Genomic DNA, 16,088 nt, shown 5'->3' with positions numbered 1-16,088 from the left:
AGAAATCATGACGCAACGTGCTCTATTATTGGTGGATCTACAGAATGATTTTTGTGCCGGTGGCGCGCTTACCGTTGCCGAAGGCGACAGCACCATCGATGTGGCGAATCTGATGATCCGGGCCAGTAAAATCCTCGGCGATGTCGTTGTCGCAAGCCAGGACTGGCATCCAGCCAACCACGGTAGCTTCGCCAGTCAGCACGGCGTTCGGCCGTATACTCAGGGGACGCTTGATGGCTTACCGCAGACCTTTTGGCCGGATCACTGCGTACAGAACAGCGACGGGGCCGCGTTTCACCCGCTGCTGACAACGCAGGATATTGATGCGGTCTTTCATAAAGGTCAGAGCGTGAATATCGACAGCTACAGCGCCTTTTTTGATAACGGACACCGCCAGCAAACCGGGCTGGACGCGTGGCTTCGCGAGCACGATATCAACGAATTAATCGTGCTGGGTCTGGCGACGGACTATTGTGTGAAGTTCACCGTCCTGGATGCGTTGCAGCTGGGATACACCGTGAACGTGATAACGGACGGCTGCCGTGGCGTGAATATAGAGCCGCAAGACAGCGCCAATGCCTTTATGGAAATGGCCGCAGAAGGCGCCACGCTCTACACGCTTGATGACTGGCTCGAGACACAAAGTTAATTCCTGACCGTAGCCCGGACGAGGTGCGCCCGCGCCGACTCCGGGAATTTACCCGCGTCCCTCCCCTGATTTAACCTTTCATTCACGTGAACCCTCTCGCAGATTTAACGCAGCGGCAATGCTATGTTCAAACGGTTGTTTTTTCGCCACGCCATTGCTGTGGCATGTTTGTTTTTTTAATGTCAAAGAGGACCGTGTATGAAAATTTTGCCTTTGCTGGCAGCATTACCCCTGCTCTGCGCATCGGTTGTTTCTGCTAATTCCCTGATGTCCGTTGGCTATTTTAACGGCGGCGGTGATGTGACCGCTGGCCCCGGCGGCGATATCAATAAGCTCGACGTCCGCCAGATTACCCACCTCAACTATTCCTTTGGTCTTATCTACAACGATGAAAAAGATGAAACCAATGACGCATTGAAAGATCCCGCAAAACTGCATCAGATTTGGTTATCGCCAAAGGTGCAGGCGGATTTAGCCCAAATCCCCATGCTGCGTAAACAAAACCCAAATCTGAAAGTTCTGCTGTCCGTCGGCGGCTGGGGCGCACGAGGGTTCTCAGGGGCTGCGGCAACGCCTGAATCACGAGCGGTATTTATTCGCTCCGTACAGGATGTGGTGGCGAAATATGGCCTTGATGGAATTGATCTTGACTGGGAATACCCGGTTAACGGCGCGTGGGGTCTGGTCGCGAGCCAACCTGCGGACAAAGACAATTTCACGACGCTGCTAAAAGAGCTGCGTAGCGCAATGGGGCAAAACAAGCTAGTGACCATTGCCGTGGGCGCCAACGCCGAGAGCCCGAAAAGCTGGGTGGATGTGAAGGCGATTGCCCCGCTGCTCGATTACATCAACCTGATGACCTACGACATGGCGTATGGCACTCAGTATTTCAACTCCAATTTGTATGACTCCACCCAGTGGCCAACGGTGGCCGAGGCGGATAAATACAGCGCAGATTTTGTGGTGAATAATTATCTGGCTGCCGGTTTGAAACCGAGCCAGATGAATCTGGGTATCGGTTTTTACGGCCGCGTGCCAAAACGTAGCGTAGAGCCGGGTATTGACTGGAGTAAACCGGATGCGCAGAAAAATCCGGCGACACAACCGTATTTTGGCCCGCAGCAGGTTGAGCTGTTTAAATCGCTGGGAGTGGATTTAAGCAAGGATACCTACGTGAAATATAACGATATTGTCGCAAAACTTTTAAATGATCCGCAGAAACGGTTTACCGAGCACTGGGACGATCAAGCGAAAGTGCCGTACCTGACGGTGAAGTCGGACGACGGTAAGGGGCTATTTGCGTTGTCGTATGAGAATCCGCGCTCGGTCAGCATTAAAGCGGACTACATCAAGAGCAAAGGACTCGGCGGCGCGATGTTCTGGGAGTACGGAGCCGATGACAACAACCAACTGGCAAAACAGTTGGCTGAGTCACTGGGGATTAAGCACTAGCGCTTGACCCGGCGGCGCTGCGCTTGGCCGGGCTACGTGGCTGCTGTTGCCTGGTCGAGGCGGGACGTTGACTCCGGGGAGGCTCGGTGTAAATCCCGGCGGCGCTGCGCTTGGCCGGGCTACATGGCTGTTGTTGCCTGGACGAGGCGAAACGTTGACTCCGCGGCGGCCCGGTGTAAATCCCGGCGGCACTGTGCTTGGCCGGGCTACGTGGCTACCGTAGCCCGGACGAGGCGGGACGCCGACTCCGGGGCGGCTCGGTGTAAATCCCGGCGGCGCTGCGCTTGGCCGGGCTACATGGCTGCTGTTGCCTGGACGAGGCGGGACGCCGACTCCGGGGCGGCTCGGTGTAAATCCCGGCGGCGCTGCGCTTGGCCGGGCTACGTGGCTGCGGTTGCCTGGACGAGGCGGAACGTTGACCCCGGGGAGGCTCGATGTAAATCCCGGCGGCGCTGCGCTTGGCCGGGCTACGCGGCTGCTGTAGCCCGGACGAGGTGCGCTAGCACCGACTCCGGGGTTAAACCGGGGTCAAAATCCCGCTGTTGGCGTGAATACGATAACCGGCCCCCGGATGCGGGGCCTGCAAGCGGGCACTGCCGCCGAACAGCTTTTCGCGTAGCGTCCCCTCGCGGTACTCCTGCTTATAGACACCGCGTTTTTGCAATTCTGGGACCAGCAATTCCACCACGTCGGTGAAGGTTTCGTGCGTTACCGCATAGGCCAGGTTAAAACCGTCGACATCCGTTTCTTCAACCCACGATTGCAGCTCATCGGCTACCGTCTCGGCGCTGCCAACGGTCAGTGGGCCAAATCCGCCAATACCCACCCAATCGGCCATCGCTTTCACCGACCACTGTCTATCAGGGTCGGCCGTCGAGAAGGTATCCACCACCGACTGAATGGCGTTGGTTTTGGAATAGGTAAACACTTCATCCGGCTGGTACTGGCTAAAATCAATCCCCGTCCAGCCAGAAATCAGCGCCAGCGCACCTTCGTAGCTGGTATAGCTTTTGTACTCCTGCCATTTAGCCTGTGCCGCTTTGTCCGTTTCACCGACAATCGTGGTCTGCATATTAAAAATCAGAATACTGTGCGGATCGCGTCCGGCCTCTTCCGCGCGACGGCGAATATCGGCTACCGTCTTTTTCAACGCGCTTTTCGACGGTGATGCAACAAACACGCACTCCGCGTGGCTTGCAGCAAACTGTTTGCCACGGCTGGATGCACCGGCCTGATACAGCACCGGCGTGCGCTGCGGCGACGGCTCGCATAAATGGTAGCCCGGAACATCGAAGAATTTACCGTGATGGTTAATCGCGTGGATCTTACTCGGATCGCTGAAAATACGCCGTTCGCGGTCGCGTAAAATGGCCCCCTCCTCCCAACTGCCCTCCAGCAGCTTGTACACGACTTCCAGATATTCATCGGCATAGTCATAACGCGCATCATGCGCCGTTTGCGCCTGTTGACCGATATTGCGCGCCCCGCTCTCCAGATACGAGGTGACAATATTCCACCCCACACGCCCTTTGGTTAAGTGATCGAGCGTCGACAAGCGGCGGGCAAACGGATAGGGATGCTCAAACGACAGCGATGCCGTGAGGCCAAAGCCTAAATGCTCGGTGACCAGCGCCATCGGTGTCACCAGCGCCAGCGGATCGTTGACCGGCACCTGCGCCGCCTGGCGGATCGCCGCGTCGCCATTGCCGTTAAAGACGTCATATACGCCCAGCACGTCGGCAATAAACAGACCGTCGAATTTCCCGCGCTCCAGTAATCGCGCCAGATCAACCCAATACTCAAGATCTTTATACTGCCAGGAACGATCGCGCGGGTGCGCCCACAGGCCCGGCGACTGGTGGCCGACACAGTTCATATCAAAAGCGTTCAGACGAATTTCACGTTGTGATGGCATAACGGTCTCCCGATGCACCCGGCGAATCACCCGGTGCCATTAAATTTTGATGATGGATTTACGACAAGACAAGCTGACGACAGCCCAGCGTTTCCAGTACGTTTTGCGCAACCTGCTGCGCATGGTCGGCAACCTGCGGCAAGCCCATGAGCTCGCCAAAGCGTCCACGGGCGGCGGGGCCGGCTACCCAAATTTGAGGTGAGGCTTGAGACGAAATATCCACCTCAATGCCCATACCCAGCGGATCGGGCCGAATCAGACCGGCCTGCTGCAATGCGTGTAAGAACGGCTGGCTGGCAATCAGATCCGTATGATCGGGGCCCGTGGTGAGCACCAGATAATCCACCGTTTCCTGATGTGATTTGCCACCGCGAAGTATCAAATTAAGGCGAAGCCCCGGCGATTGGGCGCCTAACGTGCGTAAACGTGCGGCAAAATGGCGAAACGTCCCAGCACGACGTTTATCGGCAATCGCCTGCGCCCCCTGGGGAGCAATGCGGTAGCGATGCACATCCCAGAAGCGGCGTAAATGGCGTTGAAACTGGCGCTTCTCGCCTGCGCTCATCCGCTGCCAGATATCCTGTCCCTGCTGGCGTACGGCATCCAGCACCACCTGCCACGGCAGGCCAGCCGCATTGGCGCGCACGATATCAGCGCGAATCTGGCGTAAACGCTGGCGCAATGTGCCAGTAAGATAATCCCCCGGCCATTTCGGCAGATTTGTCGGGGCATTGGGGCGTGAAAGCAGGCCGTGGCGGGAAAAAGCCATCACCTCGCCCCGGTGTCCCTGGCGAACCAGCGACGCGACGACGTCAGCCATGCTGAGCGCGGTGCCCATTATCGCCACGCGGCCGTCAGGCGGTATCGCCGACAGCGCCTGTGCCTGCCACGGATTGGCAATCACCTGGGCGTGATGAGCCAGGGCGCGAACCGCCACGGGTAGACGCGGTGGCGGATGGCTCACCGCAAGGACTACGCTATCCGCGCGAAGACGTCGGCCGGTAGAGGTGACGATGTGGCCTGCTTGCCAATCGACGGCGCGCTCCTGAAGATGGGCTACTCGGTTGCCGTGCGCTTTTGCGACGTCGATAAACGCCGCCTCGACATAGCGGCCAAATGCCCCTCGCTGCGGGTAGACGCTGCCGTCAGGCTGCTGCGCAAACGGGTCTTGCGGAAAATCGCCGTAGCGACGATACCAGCGGTCAAAGGCGCCATCTTCGTCCCCCGCCAGCTGCATCCGCGCGGCAGGGACGTTAATGCGATGAGCAGGATCGGTTGCCGAATAGGCCACGCCCTGCCCCAGATGTTCGCGGGGCTCAATCACGCTGATACGCACCGGACTCGTGGCCTCGCGCAGCAAATGAATCGCCACCGCCGTGCCGCTAAAACCGCCGCCGACTATCACGATATGAGGCTCAGACATCACTCCCCCTTCAGCTCGCGCTGACGTGTTTCGCAGGACGTTTTGCCCCGCCAATCGTTTCGCCAAACGGCCCAGTGTTGACCTGCCCTTTAGCCGAACGCGGTTGCGTGCTGACCGGCAGCAGCGGCATCACCAGCTCAGCAAAACGATGGGCCTCTTCCAGATGCGGATAGCCGGAGAAGATAAAGTTTGTCACTCCCAGCGCCTGGTACTCGCGGATGCGCTCCGCCACCTGCTGTGGATTGCCGACAAGTGCAGTTCCCGCCCCGCCACGCACCAGTCCAACGCCCGCCCACAGATTCGGAGAGATGCGCAGCTTATCGCGGTTACCGTTGTGCAGAGCGCTCATGCGCGCCTGACCGGTCGAATCCATGCGGGCAAAAATCTGCTGCGCCTGGGCTATCGTGTCATCATCGAGATGGGCGATCAGCTTGTCTGCCGCAGCCCAGGCCTCTTCTTCCGTTTCGCGGACAATTACGTGCAGGCGGATCCCGTATTCCAGCTCACGCCCTTTTTCTTCGGCGCGGGCTTTCACCACCGCCAGTTTTTCGGCAACCTGCGCCGGCGGCTCGCCCCAGGTCAGGTAAGCATCAATGTGGTCGGCGGCAACGTCGATGGCCTGTTCAGACGATCCCCCAAAGTACAGCGGCGGCCCGTTCTTTTGCACCGTTGGGAACAGGACTTCGGCACCTTCAACCTGGAGGTGTTTACCGTGGTAATCGACCTTTTCACCTGCCAGAAGGCGACGATAGACGTCGAGAAATTCGTTCGTCACTTCATAACGTTCACTGTGGCTTAAGAAAATACCGTCCCCTTTGTTCTCCACCGGATCGCCGCCGGTGACCACGTTTATCAGCAGTCGGCCTTCAGAAAGACGATCCAGCGTGGCGGCCATACGTGCGGCCAACGTCGGCGGCTGGAGACCCGGTCTGACGGCCACCAGATAACGTAGATTACGGGTAATGGGGGCCAGCGCGGCGGCCACCAGCCAGGAATCCTCACAGCTTTTACCCGTCGGGATCAGCACGCCATAGTAGCCAAGGCTATCTGCCGCCAGCGCCACCTGCTGGAGATACGGCAGATCGACCGGACGACCGCCTTCCGTGGTGCCCAAATAGCGCCCGTCGCCATGGGTGGGGAGAAACCAAAAGACATTGATTTTCTGCGCGGCTTGTACTGTCATTATCCATTTCCTTTATAACTATATTTGGTATTTATAGAAGCAGTTATTTAAGTCAGTTATAAAGACATTAGCGAAATACGTGCCAGTTTTTAGAAGCTAAAATATATCTATTTTTCAGTGAGTTAATAATTCATCGCATCTGTAAGTGCTGTTGCAAACGCAACATGCTGACGCCGAAAACTGCCGCAATGGCAACAACCCGCCGCTTTCCCCCTCTGGCAAATCACCACGGCAAAAGATACCGTCGAGAAAGAAATTAGCTGGAGACGTTTGATGCTCAACACAGAACTCACCACAACCGGCCCGGCGCTGGTTGACCCCGCCTCACAGGCCTTTCAAAAGGTGCTGGATCGCCTTGCTCCTACCGACGCGACGGTACTTATCATCGGAGAAACCGGCACCGGCAAAGAGGTCGTTGCACGCTATCTGCACCGTTACAGCAAGCGCTCCCACGCGCCTTTTCTGGCGGTGAACTGCGGAGCATTAACCGAATCACTGGCGGAGTCGGAGCTTTTCGGTCATGAAAAAGGCGCGTTCAGCGGAGCCACGCATACGCATCAGGGATGGTTTGAGGCAGCAGACGGCGGGACGCTGTTGCTAGACGAGATTGGTGAGCTGAGCCTGGCGTTGCAGGTCAAGCTGCTGCGCGTGCTTCAGGAACGCGAAATCACCCGCGTCGGTTCCCACAAGCCTATCGGCATCAATGTCCGTGTGATTGCTGCGACGCACGTCGATCTGGCACAGGCCATTCAGGCGCGCCGCTTTCGTGAAGATCTCTTCTATCGCCTCAATATTGCCGCGGTCACCTTGCCGCCGCTGCGTCAACGTAAGCAGGATATCCCCGTACTGGCCCAGCATTTTATCCAGTTGTATGCCGCGCGTCTGGGCCGTCCTGCCCAGCAGCTCAGCCCGCAGGCGGTGGAACGGCTCATTGACTATTCGTGGCCGGGCAATATCCGCGAGCTGGAGAACACGTTGCACAACGCCGTGCTACTTCATCCTGACGACGAGCTAAGACCCGAGCATCTGCGCTTCACCTCTGCTGCCATAGCGCCCACGCCGCAGGCTGATGAGGGCGACGAACTCGCAAACTTTATGCGCCGCCAGATGGCTATCCATAACGGTGCCCTCTACGACCGCCTACTGCACACCATGATCCATACCGCCATGAGCGAGAGTAATAACAATCAAAGTCAGGCCGCCTCTTTACTGGGAATAAGCCGTCATACCCTGCGGACGCAGCTTGCGCATCTGGGGGTTATTAAGCAACGGCGGAAATCCGGCGAAACGGCGCTGCCCATTCCCCGCGAGCGGGAACTGCGAATTGGCTATCAGCGCTTTGGTAATCTGGGCGTGCTGAAAGCGCGTCAGCTGCTGGAACAATCCTTCGAGGCGCTGGGAGTGAACGTATTGTGGAGCGAGTATCCGGCGGGCCCACAGCTTCTTCAGGCGTTGAGCAATGACGAAATTGATTTTGGCACCACCGGCGAAGCGCCGCCGATTTTTGCTCAGGCTAAAGATAATGCGCTGCTGTACGTCGCCTGGGAGCCACCTGCTCCGCGTAGCGTGGCGATGGTGGTGCCGAATGCCAGTGATATTCGTACTCCAGAACAGCTGCGCGGTAAGCGAATTGCACTGAACAAAGGATCAAACGTTCACTGGCTTTTAGTGCAAATTCTGGAAGAAGCCGGGCTGGGGCTTGACGATGTGAAGGTGGTGTATGCGCCGCCAAAATATCCGTTAACCGCCAGTGACTATCTGGCGGCCGACGCCTGGATGATGTGGGATCCGGTGTTAAGCGCCGCCGAACGCAGTGGAACGCTAAGGGTGCTCGCCAGCGGCGAAGGCCGGGTCAATAACCATCAGTTTTACATTACCCGCCGTCAGTATGCGCTGCAAAATGAAGAAGTTATCGTCGGGATTGTGGCGGCGCTGGTGAAAACGGGCAAGTTTATCGACCGTCATCGTCAGGAAGCAGCTCAGTTACTGGCGAGCGAACTGGGGTTAGATGTCGGTTCACTGGCCTGTGCGCTGGCGCGCCGAAGCCATCAGACCCGGGAGATGGATATGCAGGCGGTACGGGCGCAACAAACCATCGCCGACCGCTTCTACGCGCTGGGCCTGTTAAACAGGCCCGTCGCGGTCAGAGAGGCAATCTGGTACGCCCGGGAGCGGTTAATCGAACCGTGGGCCGCCGCTTAGTGCTGTTTGAATGTCGCAATCGGCTTCGGTGAAATACCGAAGTCCTCTTTAAGTTGTTGTTTGCTTTTCATCACCATCTCCCCGCGGGTGTCGATAGTCATGTGCTGCGCGTCATTGTTATTGCGCGACTGCCAAAGCATCACCAGTTGCAGGCAGTTTTCTTTCTGCTCGGCGGTCAAGGCGACACCATCGGGCCATTTTCCCAGTTCAACGGCGGTGGCCAGACGCTGGTAAATTTCCGGCGTCATCGTGTCGATCATTTGCTCAATACTCATGCCCAGCTCCTTCTGTTGAGGAATAATTTGCTGAATCGTTTTTTCAACCCTTGATCGAGGTGCCGTTCTCGTCATCCGTGAAGTTTAGCGAGGCGGAATTGACGCAAAAACGTTCGCCGGTAGGCTGTGGGCCGTCAGGGAAAACGTGTCCCAGGTGAGCATCGCAATTTCCGCACCGAATCTCAGTACGTTGCATACCGTGGGAGTAATCGTTGAGATAACGGATGGCGGTGTCGCTTACTGGCTCGAAAAAGCTCGGCCAGCCGCAGCCGGAATCAAATTTACTCTGGGAATGAAAAAGCGGCGCATCACACACCAGACAGTGGTAAATGCCATCACGCTTGTTATGCAGCAAACGCCCGGTGAATGGGGGTTCCGTGCCATGTTTCTGCGTGACATAGAACTGCATTTCACTCAGGGTATTTTTCAGATCATCTGGGGTGGGTTTGTTGGCCATTTTGCTCACATCTCACTATGAAAAATACAATTACCAGAGGATTCTAACAAAACATTAACAATGAAACCTGAACTTTTGTTCTAAACTTAATCGGCGTAAAAAGGCAGCCGGTTAATTGTGACTCAAATCACATTTTTATCTCTCGAGCCCTTTAAAATCCCCGGCGCCGCCCTCATGTGGTTTCAAGCTCATAGGAAGAGTGAGGCAGGTCAGTCGTGCAAAGCTTAGGCAGAGGATTGATTTGTCGCAATGATTGACACGATTCCGCTTGACGCTGCGTAAGGTTTTTGTAATTTTACAGGCAACCTTTTATTCACTAACAAATAGCTGGTGGAATATATGACTATCAAAGTAGGTATCAACGGTTTTGGCCGTATCGGTCGCATTGTTTTCCGTGCTGCTCAGGAACGTTCTGACATCGAGATCGTTGCAATCAACGATCTGTTAGACGCAGACTACATGGCTTACATGCTGAAATATGACTCCACTCACGGCCGTTTCAACGGTACCGTTGAAGTGAAAGACGGTCATCTGGTCGTTAACGGTAAAAAAATCCGTGTTACCGCTGAGCGTGACCCAGCTAACCTGAAGTGGGACGAAGTCGGCGTTGACGTTGTTGCTGAAGCAACTGGTCTGTTCCTGACTGACGAAACTGCTCGTAAGCACATCACTGCTGGTGCGAAAAAAGTTGTTCTGACTGGTCCTTCTAAAGACAACACCCCTATGTTTGTTAAAGGCGCTAACTTTGACAAATACGAAGGTCAGGACATCGTTTCTAACGCATCTTGCACCACCAACTGCCTGGCACCGCTGGCTAAAGTTATCAACGACAACTTCGGCATCGTCGAAGGTCTGATGACCACCGTTCACGCGACCACCGCAACTCAGAAAACCGTTGATGGCCCGTCTCACAAAGACTGGCGTGGCGGTCGTGGCGCATCCCAGAACATCATCCCATCTTCTACCGGTGCTGCTAAAGCAGTAGGTAAAGTACTGCCAGAACTGAATGGCAAACTGACTGGTATGGCGTTCCGCGTTCCAACTCCTAACGTATCTGTTGTTGACCTGACCGTTCGTCTGGAAAAAGCTGCTTCTTATGAAGAAATTAAGAAAGCACTGAAAGCTGCTTCCGAAGGCGCAATGAAAGGCGTTCTGGGTTACACCGAAGACGACGTTGTATCTACCGATTTCAACGGTGAAGTTTGCACTTCCGTGTTCGATGCTAAAGCTGGTATCGCACTGAACGACAACTTCGTGAAACTGGTTTCCTGGTACGACAACGAAACTGGCTACTCTCACAAAGTTCTGGACCTGATCGCTCACATCTCTAAATAAGTTGAGATGAGAATCTGATCCAAAAAGGCGACTTCGGTCGCCTTTTTTTATGTCCAAAAATTTAAACACCAAGGATTGCATCATGATTAACAAAATTTTCGCTCTCCCGGTTCTTGAACAGCTTACCCCTGTCCTCTCTCGTCGCCAGCTTGATGAGCTGGCGCTTATTGTTGTCGATCATCCCAAAGTCAAAGCGTCCGTCGCTTTCCAGGGCGCACACCTGCTCTCCTGGAAACCCGCGGGTGAAGAAGAAGTACTGTGGCTGAGCGACAACACGCCGTTTAAAAACGGTGTCGCCCTGCGCGGTGGTGTACCGATCTGCTGGCCGTGGTTTGGCCCGGCGGCAACGGAAGGTTTCCCGGCGCACGGTTTTGCCCGTAATCTGCCGTGGGAGCTGAAAGCCCATAATGAAGACGATAACGGCGTCACCCTGACCTTCGAGCTGAAAAGCAGCGAGGCCACTCGTCAATACTGGCCGCATGAGTTCAGCCTGTTGGCGCGCTTTAAACTCGGTAAAACCTGTGAAATGGAGCTGGAAGCGCACGGTGAATTTGAAACCACTACCGCGCTGCACACCTATTTCAACGTGGGTGACATCCATGCGGTGAAAGTCAGCGGCCTGGGCGATCGTTATATCGATAAAGTGCAGAATGCCGAAATTGGCGAGCTGACCGACGGCGTCCAGACCTTCCCGGATCGTACCGACCGCGTCTATCTGAATCCAGAAGCGTGCAGCGTAATCCACGATACGTCGTTGAACCGTGCCATTGATGTGGTGCATCATCATCACGTGAACGTCGTCGGCTGGAACCCAGGCCCGGCGTTATCCGTCAGCATGGGCGATATGCCTGATGATGGTTACAAAACATTTGTTTGCGTAGAAACAGCTTGCGCAAGCGCTACGCAGAAAGCGACAGAAGAAAAACCAGCCCGCCTGGCGCAGACCATTAAAGTCGTCAAACGCTAAGTTTGATGCCTTGCCGGATGGCGGTTTACGCCACCATCCGGCTCTGAATCAGCACTACACCACATCCAGCGCCACTTTTCTGCCCGGGGCCGGAAACGCGTTGTCGAGCCGGGACACATCCTCTGCCGTTAAGGCAATGTTCAGCGCCGCCGCATTCTCCTCAACATGCGCCACCGTCGCCGCTTTTGGAATGGCCATCACCCCTTGATGGTGAATCACCCATGCCAATAGGATCTGCGCCGCCGTGGCCCGGTGGGCGCTGGCGATATCCTGCACCGTTTGATCCGCCAGTAAACCACGGCGTAAACGTCCAGCCTGAGCCAACGGACAGTAGGCCATTACTGGTATCTTATGAGACTGACACCACGGCAGCAGGTCATACTCAATTCCGCGCGAGGCCAGATGGTACAGCACCTGGTTTGCGGCGCACCCTGCACCGCCGTCAATCTTCATGAGTTCATGCATATCCGCAAGATCAAGATTAGAGACGCCCCAATGACGTATTTTGCCCTGAGCTATCAGTGTCTGCATCCCCTCCACCGTCTCTGCCAGCTCAAAGCCACCGCGCCAGTGCAGCAGATAGAGGTCAATCGTGTCTGTCCCCAAACGGCGCAGACTGGCCTCACAGGCTGCGGCTAATTTCTTTCCACCAGCATTCCAGGGATAAACCTTAGACACGAGAAATACATCATCACGCTTGCCGCGGATGGCCTCGCCCACGACCTCTTCTGCTCCGCCATCCGCATACATTTCGGCGGTATCAATCAGCGTCAGCCCCTGCGCAATACCGGCATTCAATGCCGCCACTTCCTGACGTCGATTGGCGGTGCTCTCGCCCATATACCAGGTTCCCTGCCCGATTGCGGGTAGCTGCGTGCCACAAAATTGCATCATGTTGTCCGTCATCGCCATCTCCTGTTAAAAGCCCCTACCGTAAAGGATAAACCACTGCGGATACGTTGTGACACTGCACAAATCTCACGCCCCGTTACTGGGCAATGAACCAGAACTGCACGGTTAATGGGCAAAAAAAAGCCCGCCGGTGGGCGAGCTTCAGGAACCAGACAACTGGCGATTTAGAAGGTGTAAGTCACGCCGGTTGAGAGCAGACCTGTCCAGCTTTTATCGACCATTGGGCTGTCAGTAACCTCGTCGGACAGACGGGTGTAACGCGCGGTACCGTAAACGCTCCAGCTACCGGCAAAGCGGTAATTGGCGGTCATTTCCAGATACGGGCTAAAGCTGCTGCTTGGGTCGTAGCTGCGCAGCCCACTGTGTGATGATTCACGATGGGAGACACCATAATAGTACTGGTTCTGGTTTTCGCTGTTCCACTCCACACCGATACCCGGGGTCAACGTCAGACCACCGTTGGTGTAGCGATAAACCCATGCGGTATCCCAGACAATGCCGTTACTGTTATCCAGTACGTCGCCAGAAAGCGCGGTACGCAGAGAACCATACTGCGTGTGGTGCATCCAGGAGACGCCCGCCATCACGGTAGATTTACGCTTATCAAGTCGGCGCAGCTGGCTGTTGTCGCTGTCGCCCGGCTTGAAGTACATCGGAGACCAGTAGCCCATCAGGGAGAGCTGATCGGTGCCGTCATTCCACAAATAGTAGCCGCCGCCTAAACCATGGAACCAGAAGTTATCGCCTTCATAGCTGATAACCGGCACAGGATAAACATCGTGGTCATACTGTTTGTATGGGTGTTCAACAATCCCCACGCCCGCACCCAGCGTGAATTTGTTATCCGCCTGAGCCGCCGTGGCAGAAGCGGCAATCAGTACCCCTAGGGTTAGAAGTTTGATTCGATTCACAATCCGTAATTCCTTTTTATTCAACGTGTCAGCAGCGGAAGTTTACCTGCCGCATTGTCGTATCACAAATTTTTTACCTGTCATGACAATAGACGACCCGTCATTATCCTGGCGGCTTATGGCATTGTTTTTGCAAATTCGTGACGGCTATATGAAAGTGCAAAAAAGTTTAAATGAATGAATAGCGGTAAATATTGATGAGTTGTTGATATGTCATTGAAATTCGATTTTATCGCCATGCAAGTTTTGCAAATGCCATCTACGCTTATTTTTAGAAGGTGTTATTGCCACGCACGACGGCGTTAATCCGCCAACAATCTGGCACACGGGTTGCTGGATGAGAGAGCGAGCGTCGTTCGGCTAACCCCTTCCGGGAGCCCCTACTACTCATACCAATGGCTCTTAACCTGTGCTAAAAAATGAAAGGACGGCATGCCATGAATATATTCGATCACTATCGCCAGCGCTATGAAGCTGCCAAGGACGAAGAGTTCACACTGCAGGAGTTTCTTGCCGTATGTAAGCAAGATCGCAGTGCCTATGCTAACGCAGCAGAACGGCTATTAACGGCTATTGGCGAGCCGATAATGGTTGATACTGCGCAGGAACCCCGGCTTTCCCGTCTCTTTTCAAACCGCGTCATTGGGCGCTATCCTGCGTTTGAAGAGTTTTACGGCATGGAAGAAGCCATTGAACAGATTGTTTCCTATTTGAAACACGCAGCCCAGGGGCTTGAAGAGAAGAAACAAATCCTCTATTTACTGGGCCCGGTCGGCGGTGGGAAATCCTCTCTTGCTGAACGCCTGAAAGTGCTGATGCAGCGCGTGCCGATTTATGTGCTGAGCGCCAACGGCGAGCGCAGCCCGGTCAATGACCATCCTCTGTGCTTGTTTAATCCGCAGGAAGACGCGCAAATTCTGGAAAAAGAGTACGGCGTCCCTAACCGCTATCTCGGTACGATTATGTCGCCGTGGGCGGCAAAACGTCTGCATGAGTTTGGTGGCGACATCACTAAATTCCGCGTCGTCAAAGTGTGGCCATCTATCCTGCAACAGATTGCCATTGCCAAAACGGAACCGGGTGATGAAAACAACCAGGATATTTCTGCGCTGGTCGGTAAAGTCGATATTCGTAAACTGGAGCATTTTGCGCAAAACGACCCGGATGCCTACGGCTATTCCGGCGCGCTGTGCCGTGCAAACCAGGGGATAATGGAATTCGTCGAGATGTTTAAAGCGCCGATTAAGGTGCTGCATCCACTGCTCACGGCGACTCAGGAAGGCAACTATAACGGTACAGAAGGCATTTCCGCCCTGCCGTTTAACGGTATTATCCTCGCGCACTCTAACGAATCTGAGTGGGTGACTTTCCGTAATAACAAAAACAACGAGGCCTTCCTTGACCGTGTTTACATCGTCAAAGTGCCTTACTGCCTGCGGATCTCTGAAGAGATCAAGATTTATGAAAAACTGCTTAATAACAGTGAGCTGACCCATGCGCCGTGTGCGCCGGGCACGCTGGAAACGCTGTCCCGCTTCTCGATTCTTTCGCGTCTGAAAGAGCCTGAGAACTCCAGCGTCTATTCAAAAATGCGCGTCTACGACGGCGAAAGCCTGAAGGATACCGATCCGAAAGCCAAATCGTACCAGGAGTATCGCGATTACGCCGGCGTTGATGAAGGGATGAACGGTCTGTCGACCCGTTTCGCCTTTAAAATCCTCTCTCGCGTCTTTAACTTTGACCATGCCGAAGTCGCGGCGAACCCGGTTCATTTGTTCTACGTACTGGAACAACAGATTGAGCGTGAGCAGTTCCCGCAAGAGCAAGCGGAGCGCTATCTTGAGTTCCTCAAAGGCTACCTGATCCCGAAATACGCCGAATTTATCGGCAAAGAGATTCAGACGGCGTACCTCGAATCCTATTCCGAGTACGGGCAGAATATTTTTGACCGTTACGTGACCTATGCTGACTTCTGGATTCAGGATCAGGAGTATCGCGACCCGGATACCGGCCAGCTGTTCGACCGCGAATCCCTGAACGCAGAGCTGGAAAAAATCGAGAAACCTGCCGGGATCAGTAACCCGAAAGATTTCCGTAACGAGATAGTCAACTTTGTGCTGCGCGCCCGCGCCCACAACAACGGTCGCAACCCGAACTGGACAAGCTACGAGAAGCTGCGCACGGTTATCGAGAAGAAAATGTTCTCCAATACCGAGGAGCTGCTGCCGGTGATTTCGTTTAACGCGAAGACCTCAACCGATGAGCAGAAAAAGCACGACGATTTTGTCGATCGGATGATGGAGAAAGGCTATACCCGTAAACAGGTGCGCCTCTTGTGTGAATGGTATCTGCGCGTGCGTAAATCATCATAATATCGCGCCCGGTAGCCTTATGTTTACCGGGCCGA

Annotated in this window: 13 protein-coding genes; 6 read left to right on the top strand and 7 right to left on the bottom strand. The window is 54.9% G+C overall.

The window, feature by feature from the left end:
• Nucleotides 1–7: 7 nt before the first annotated feature.
• Nucleotides 8–649, top strand: coding sequence for a bifunctional nicotinamidase/pyrazinamidase (gene pncA / locus ACIPDS_RS02515; protein WP_400732317.1), 642 nt, complete (start codon nt 8–10; stop codon nt 647–649).
• A 198-nt stretch (nt 650–847) separates the two neighbouring features.
• The gene (locus ACIPDS_RS02510) at nt 848–2,101 is read left to right on the top strand and encodes a glycoside hydrolase family 18 protein (RefSeq protein WP_400732315.1); all 1,254 of its coding nucleotides are present in this window, start codon (nt 848–850) and stop codon (nt 2,099–2,101) included.
• Between the two features lie 517 nt (nt 2,102–2,618).
• Here ACIPDS_RS02510 and ACIPDS_RS02505 read toward each other — a convergent pair.
• From ACIPDS_RS02505 to ssuD, 3 genes are read right to left on the bottom strand one after another with little or no spacing between them, the layout of a single operon-like run.
• Entirely contained in the window at nt 2,619–4,016 is a 1,398-nt protein-coding gene (locus ACIPDS_RS02505) for an LLM class flavin-dependent oxidoreductase (RefSeq protein ID WP_400732314.1), read from the bottom strand.
• A gap of 58 nt (nt 4,017–4,074) precedes the next feature.
• The gene (locus ACIPDS_RS02500) at nt 4,075–5,442 is read right to left on the bottom strand and encodes an FAD/NAD(P)-binding protein (protein ID WP_400732313.1); all 1,368 of its coding nucleotides are present in this window, start codon (nt 5,440–5,442) and stop codon (nt 4,075–4,077) included.
• 7 nt (nt 5,443–5,449) lie between these two features.
• Complete coding sequence (gene ssuD / locus ACIPDS_RS02495) at nt 5,450–6,622, bottom strand: FMNH2-dependent alkanesulfonate monooxygenase (protein ID WP_400732312.1); 1,173 nt, start codon at nt 6,620–6,622, stop codon at nt 5,450–5,452.
• 273 nt (nt 6,623–6,895) lie between these two features.
• Here ssuD and ACIPDS_RS02490 point away from each other — a divergent pair, with 273 nt between their 5' ends.
• The gene (locus tag ACIPDS_RS02490) at nt 6,896–8,824 is read left to right on the top strand and encodes an aliphatic sulfonate ABC transporter substrate-binding protein (RefSeq protein WP_400732310.1); all 1,929 of its coding nucleotides are present in this window, start codon (nt 6,896–6,898) and stop codon (nt 8,822–8,824) included.
• Here ACIPDS_RS02490 and ACIPDS_RS02485 read toward each other — a convergent pair.
• On the bottom strand, nt 8,821–9,099 hold the full coding sequence (locus ACIPDS_RS02485) for a YeaC family protein (RefSeq protein ID WP_400732309.1): 279 nt from the start codon (nt 9,097–9,099) through the stop codon (nt 8,821–8,823). The genes ACIPDS_RS02490 and ACIPDS_RS02485 overlap by 4 nt on opposite strands.
• A 43-nt stretch (nt 9,100–9,142) precedes the next feature.
• Nucleotides 9,143–9,556, bottom strand: coding sequence for a peptide-methionine (R)-S-oxide reductase MsrB (gene msrB, locus ACIPDS_RS02480; RefSeq protein WP_166514122.1), 414 nt, complete (start codon nt 9,554–9,556; stop codon nt 9,143–9,145).
• A 339-nt stretch (nt 9,557–9,895) separates the two neighbouring features.
• On the opposite strand from msrB, the gene gapA reads away from it, so the two are divergent.
• Both gapA and ACIPDS_RS02470 read left to right on the top strand, forming a co-directional pair.
• Nucleotides 9,896–10,891 carry a glyceraldehyde-3-phosphate dehydrogenase gene (gene gapA, locus ACIPDS_RS02475; protein ID WP_166514123.1) on the top strand — a complete coding sequence of 332 codons (996 nt, stop codon included), beginning with the start codon at nt 9,896–9,898 and terminating at the stop codon, nt 10,889–10,891.
• Nucleotides 10,892–10,973: 82 nt separating this feature from the next.
• The gene (locus ACIPDS_RS02470; protein ID WP_400732308.1) at nt 10,974–11,858 is read left to right on the top strand and encodes a D-hexose-6-phosphate mutarotase; all 885 of its coding nucleotides are present in this window, start codon (nt 10,974–10,976) and stop codon (nt 11,856–11,858) included.
• Nucleotides 11,859–11,912: 54 nt separating this feature from the next.
• Here ACIPDS_RS02470 and ACIPDS_RS02465 read toward each other — a convergent pair whose 3' ends face one another.
• The gene (locus ACIPDS_RS02465; protein WP_400732307.1) at nt 11,913–12,764 is read right to left on the bottom strand and encodes an aldo/keto reductase; all 852 of its coding nucleotides are present in this window, start codon (nt 12,762–12,764) and stop codon (nt 11,913–11,915) included.
• Between the two features lie 170 nt (nt 12,765–12,934).
• A complete protein-coding gene (locus ACIPDS_RS02460; protein ID WP_400732305.1) occupies nt 12,935–13,681 on the bottom strand; it encodes a MipA/OmpV family protein in 747 nt (248 codons plus the stop codon).
• 437 nt (nt 13,682–14,118) lie between these two features.
• On the opposite strand from ACIPDS_RS02460, the gene yeaG reads away from it, so the two are divergent.
• Nucleotides 14,119–16,053, top strand: coding sequence for a protein kinase YeaG (gene yeaG / locus ACIPDS_RS02455; protein WP_166514127.1), 1,935 nt, complete (start codon nt 14,119–14,121; stop codon nt 16,051–16,053).
• Nucleotides 16,054–16,088: the final 35 nt, after the last annotated feature.

It is taken from the genome of Kluyvera sp. NPDC087067 (assembly GCF_044745165.1).
Lineage (GTDB): Bacteria > Pseudomonadota > Gammaproteobacteria > Enterobacterales > Enterobacteriaceae > Kluyvera.
This window is presented reverse-complemented; position numbering and strand designations above follow the sequence as displayed.

Excerpts from the sequence above, each read along its gene's own strand:
- pncA (WP_400732317.1), top strand. The coding sequence starts at position 8 with ATGACGCAACGTGCTCTATTATTGGTGGATCTACAGAATGATTTTTGT.
- ACIPDS_RS02510 (WP_400732315.1), top strand. The coding sequence starts at position 848 with ATGAAAATTTTGCCTTTGCTGGCAGCATTACCCCTGCTCTGCGCATCG.
- ACIPDS_RS02505 (WP_400732314.1), bottom strand. The coding sequence starts at position 4,016 with ATGCCATCACAACGTGAAATTCGTCTGAACGCTTTTGATATGAACTGT.
- ssuD (WP_400732312.1), bottom strand. The coding sequence starts at position 6,622 with ATGACAGTACAAGCCGCGCAGAAAATCAATGTCTTTTGGTTTCTCCCC.
- ACIPDS_RS02490 (WP_400732310.1), top strand. The coding sequence starts at position 6,896 with ATGCTCAACACAGAACTCACCACAACCGGCCCGGCGCTGGTTGACCCC.
- ACIPDS_RS02485 (WP_400732309.1), bottom strand. The coding sequence starts at position 9,099 with ATGAGTATTGAGCAAATGATCGACACGATGACGCCGGAAATTTACCAG.
- msrB (WP_166514122.1), bottom strand. The coding sequence starts at position 9,556 with ATGGCCAACAAACCCACCCCAGATGATCTGAAAAATACCCTGAGTGAA.
- gapA (WP_166514123.1), top strand. The coding sequence starts at position 9,896 with ATGACTATCAAAGTAGGTATCAACGGTTTTGGCCGTATCGGTCGCATT.
- ACIPDS_RS02470 (WP_400732308.1), top strand. The coding sequence starts at position 10,974 with ATGATTAACAAAATTTTCGCTCTCCCGGTTCTTGAACAGCTTACCCCT.
- ACIPDS_RS02465 (WP_400732307.1), bottom strand. The coding sequence starts at position 12,764 with ATGACGGACAACATGATGCAATTTTGTGGCACGCAGCTACCCGCAATC.
- yeaG (WP_166514127.1), top strand. The coding sequence starts at position 14,119 with ATGAATATATTCGATCACTATCGCCAGCGCTATGAAGCTGCCAAGGAC.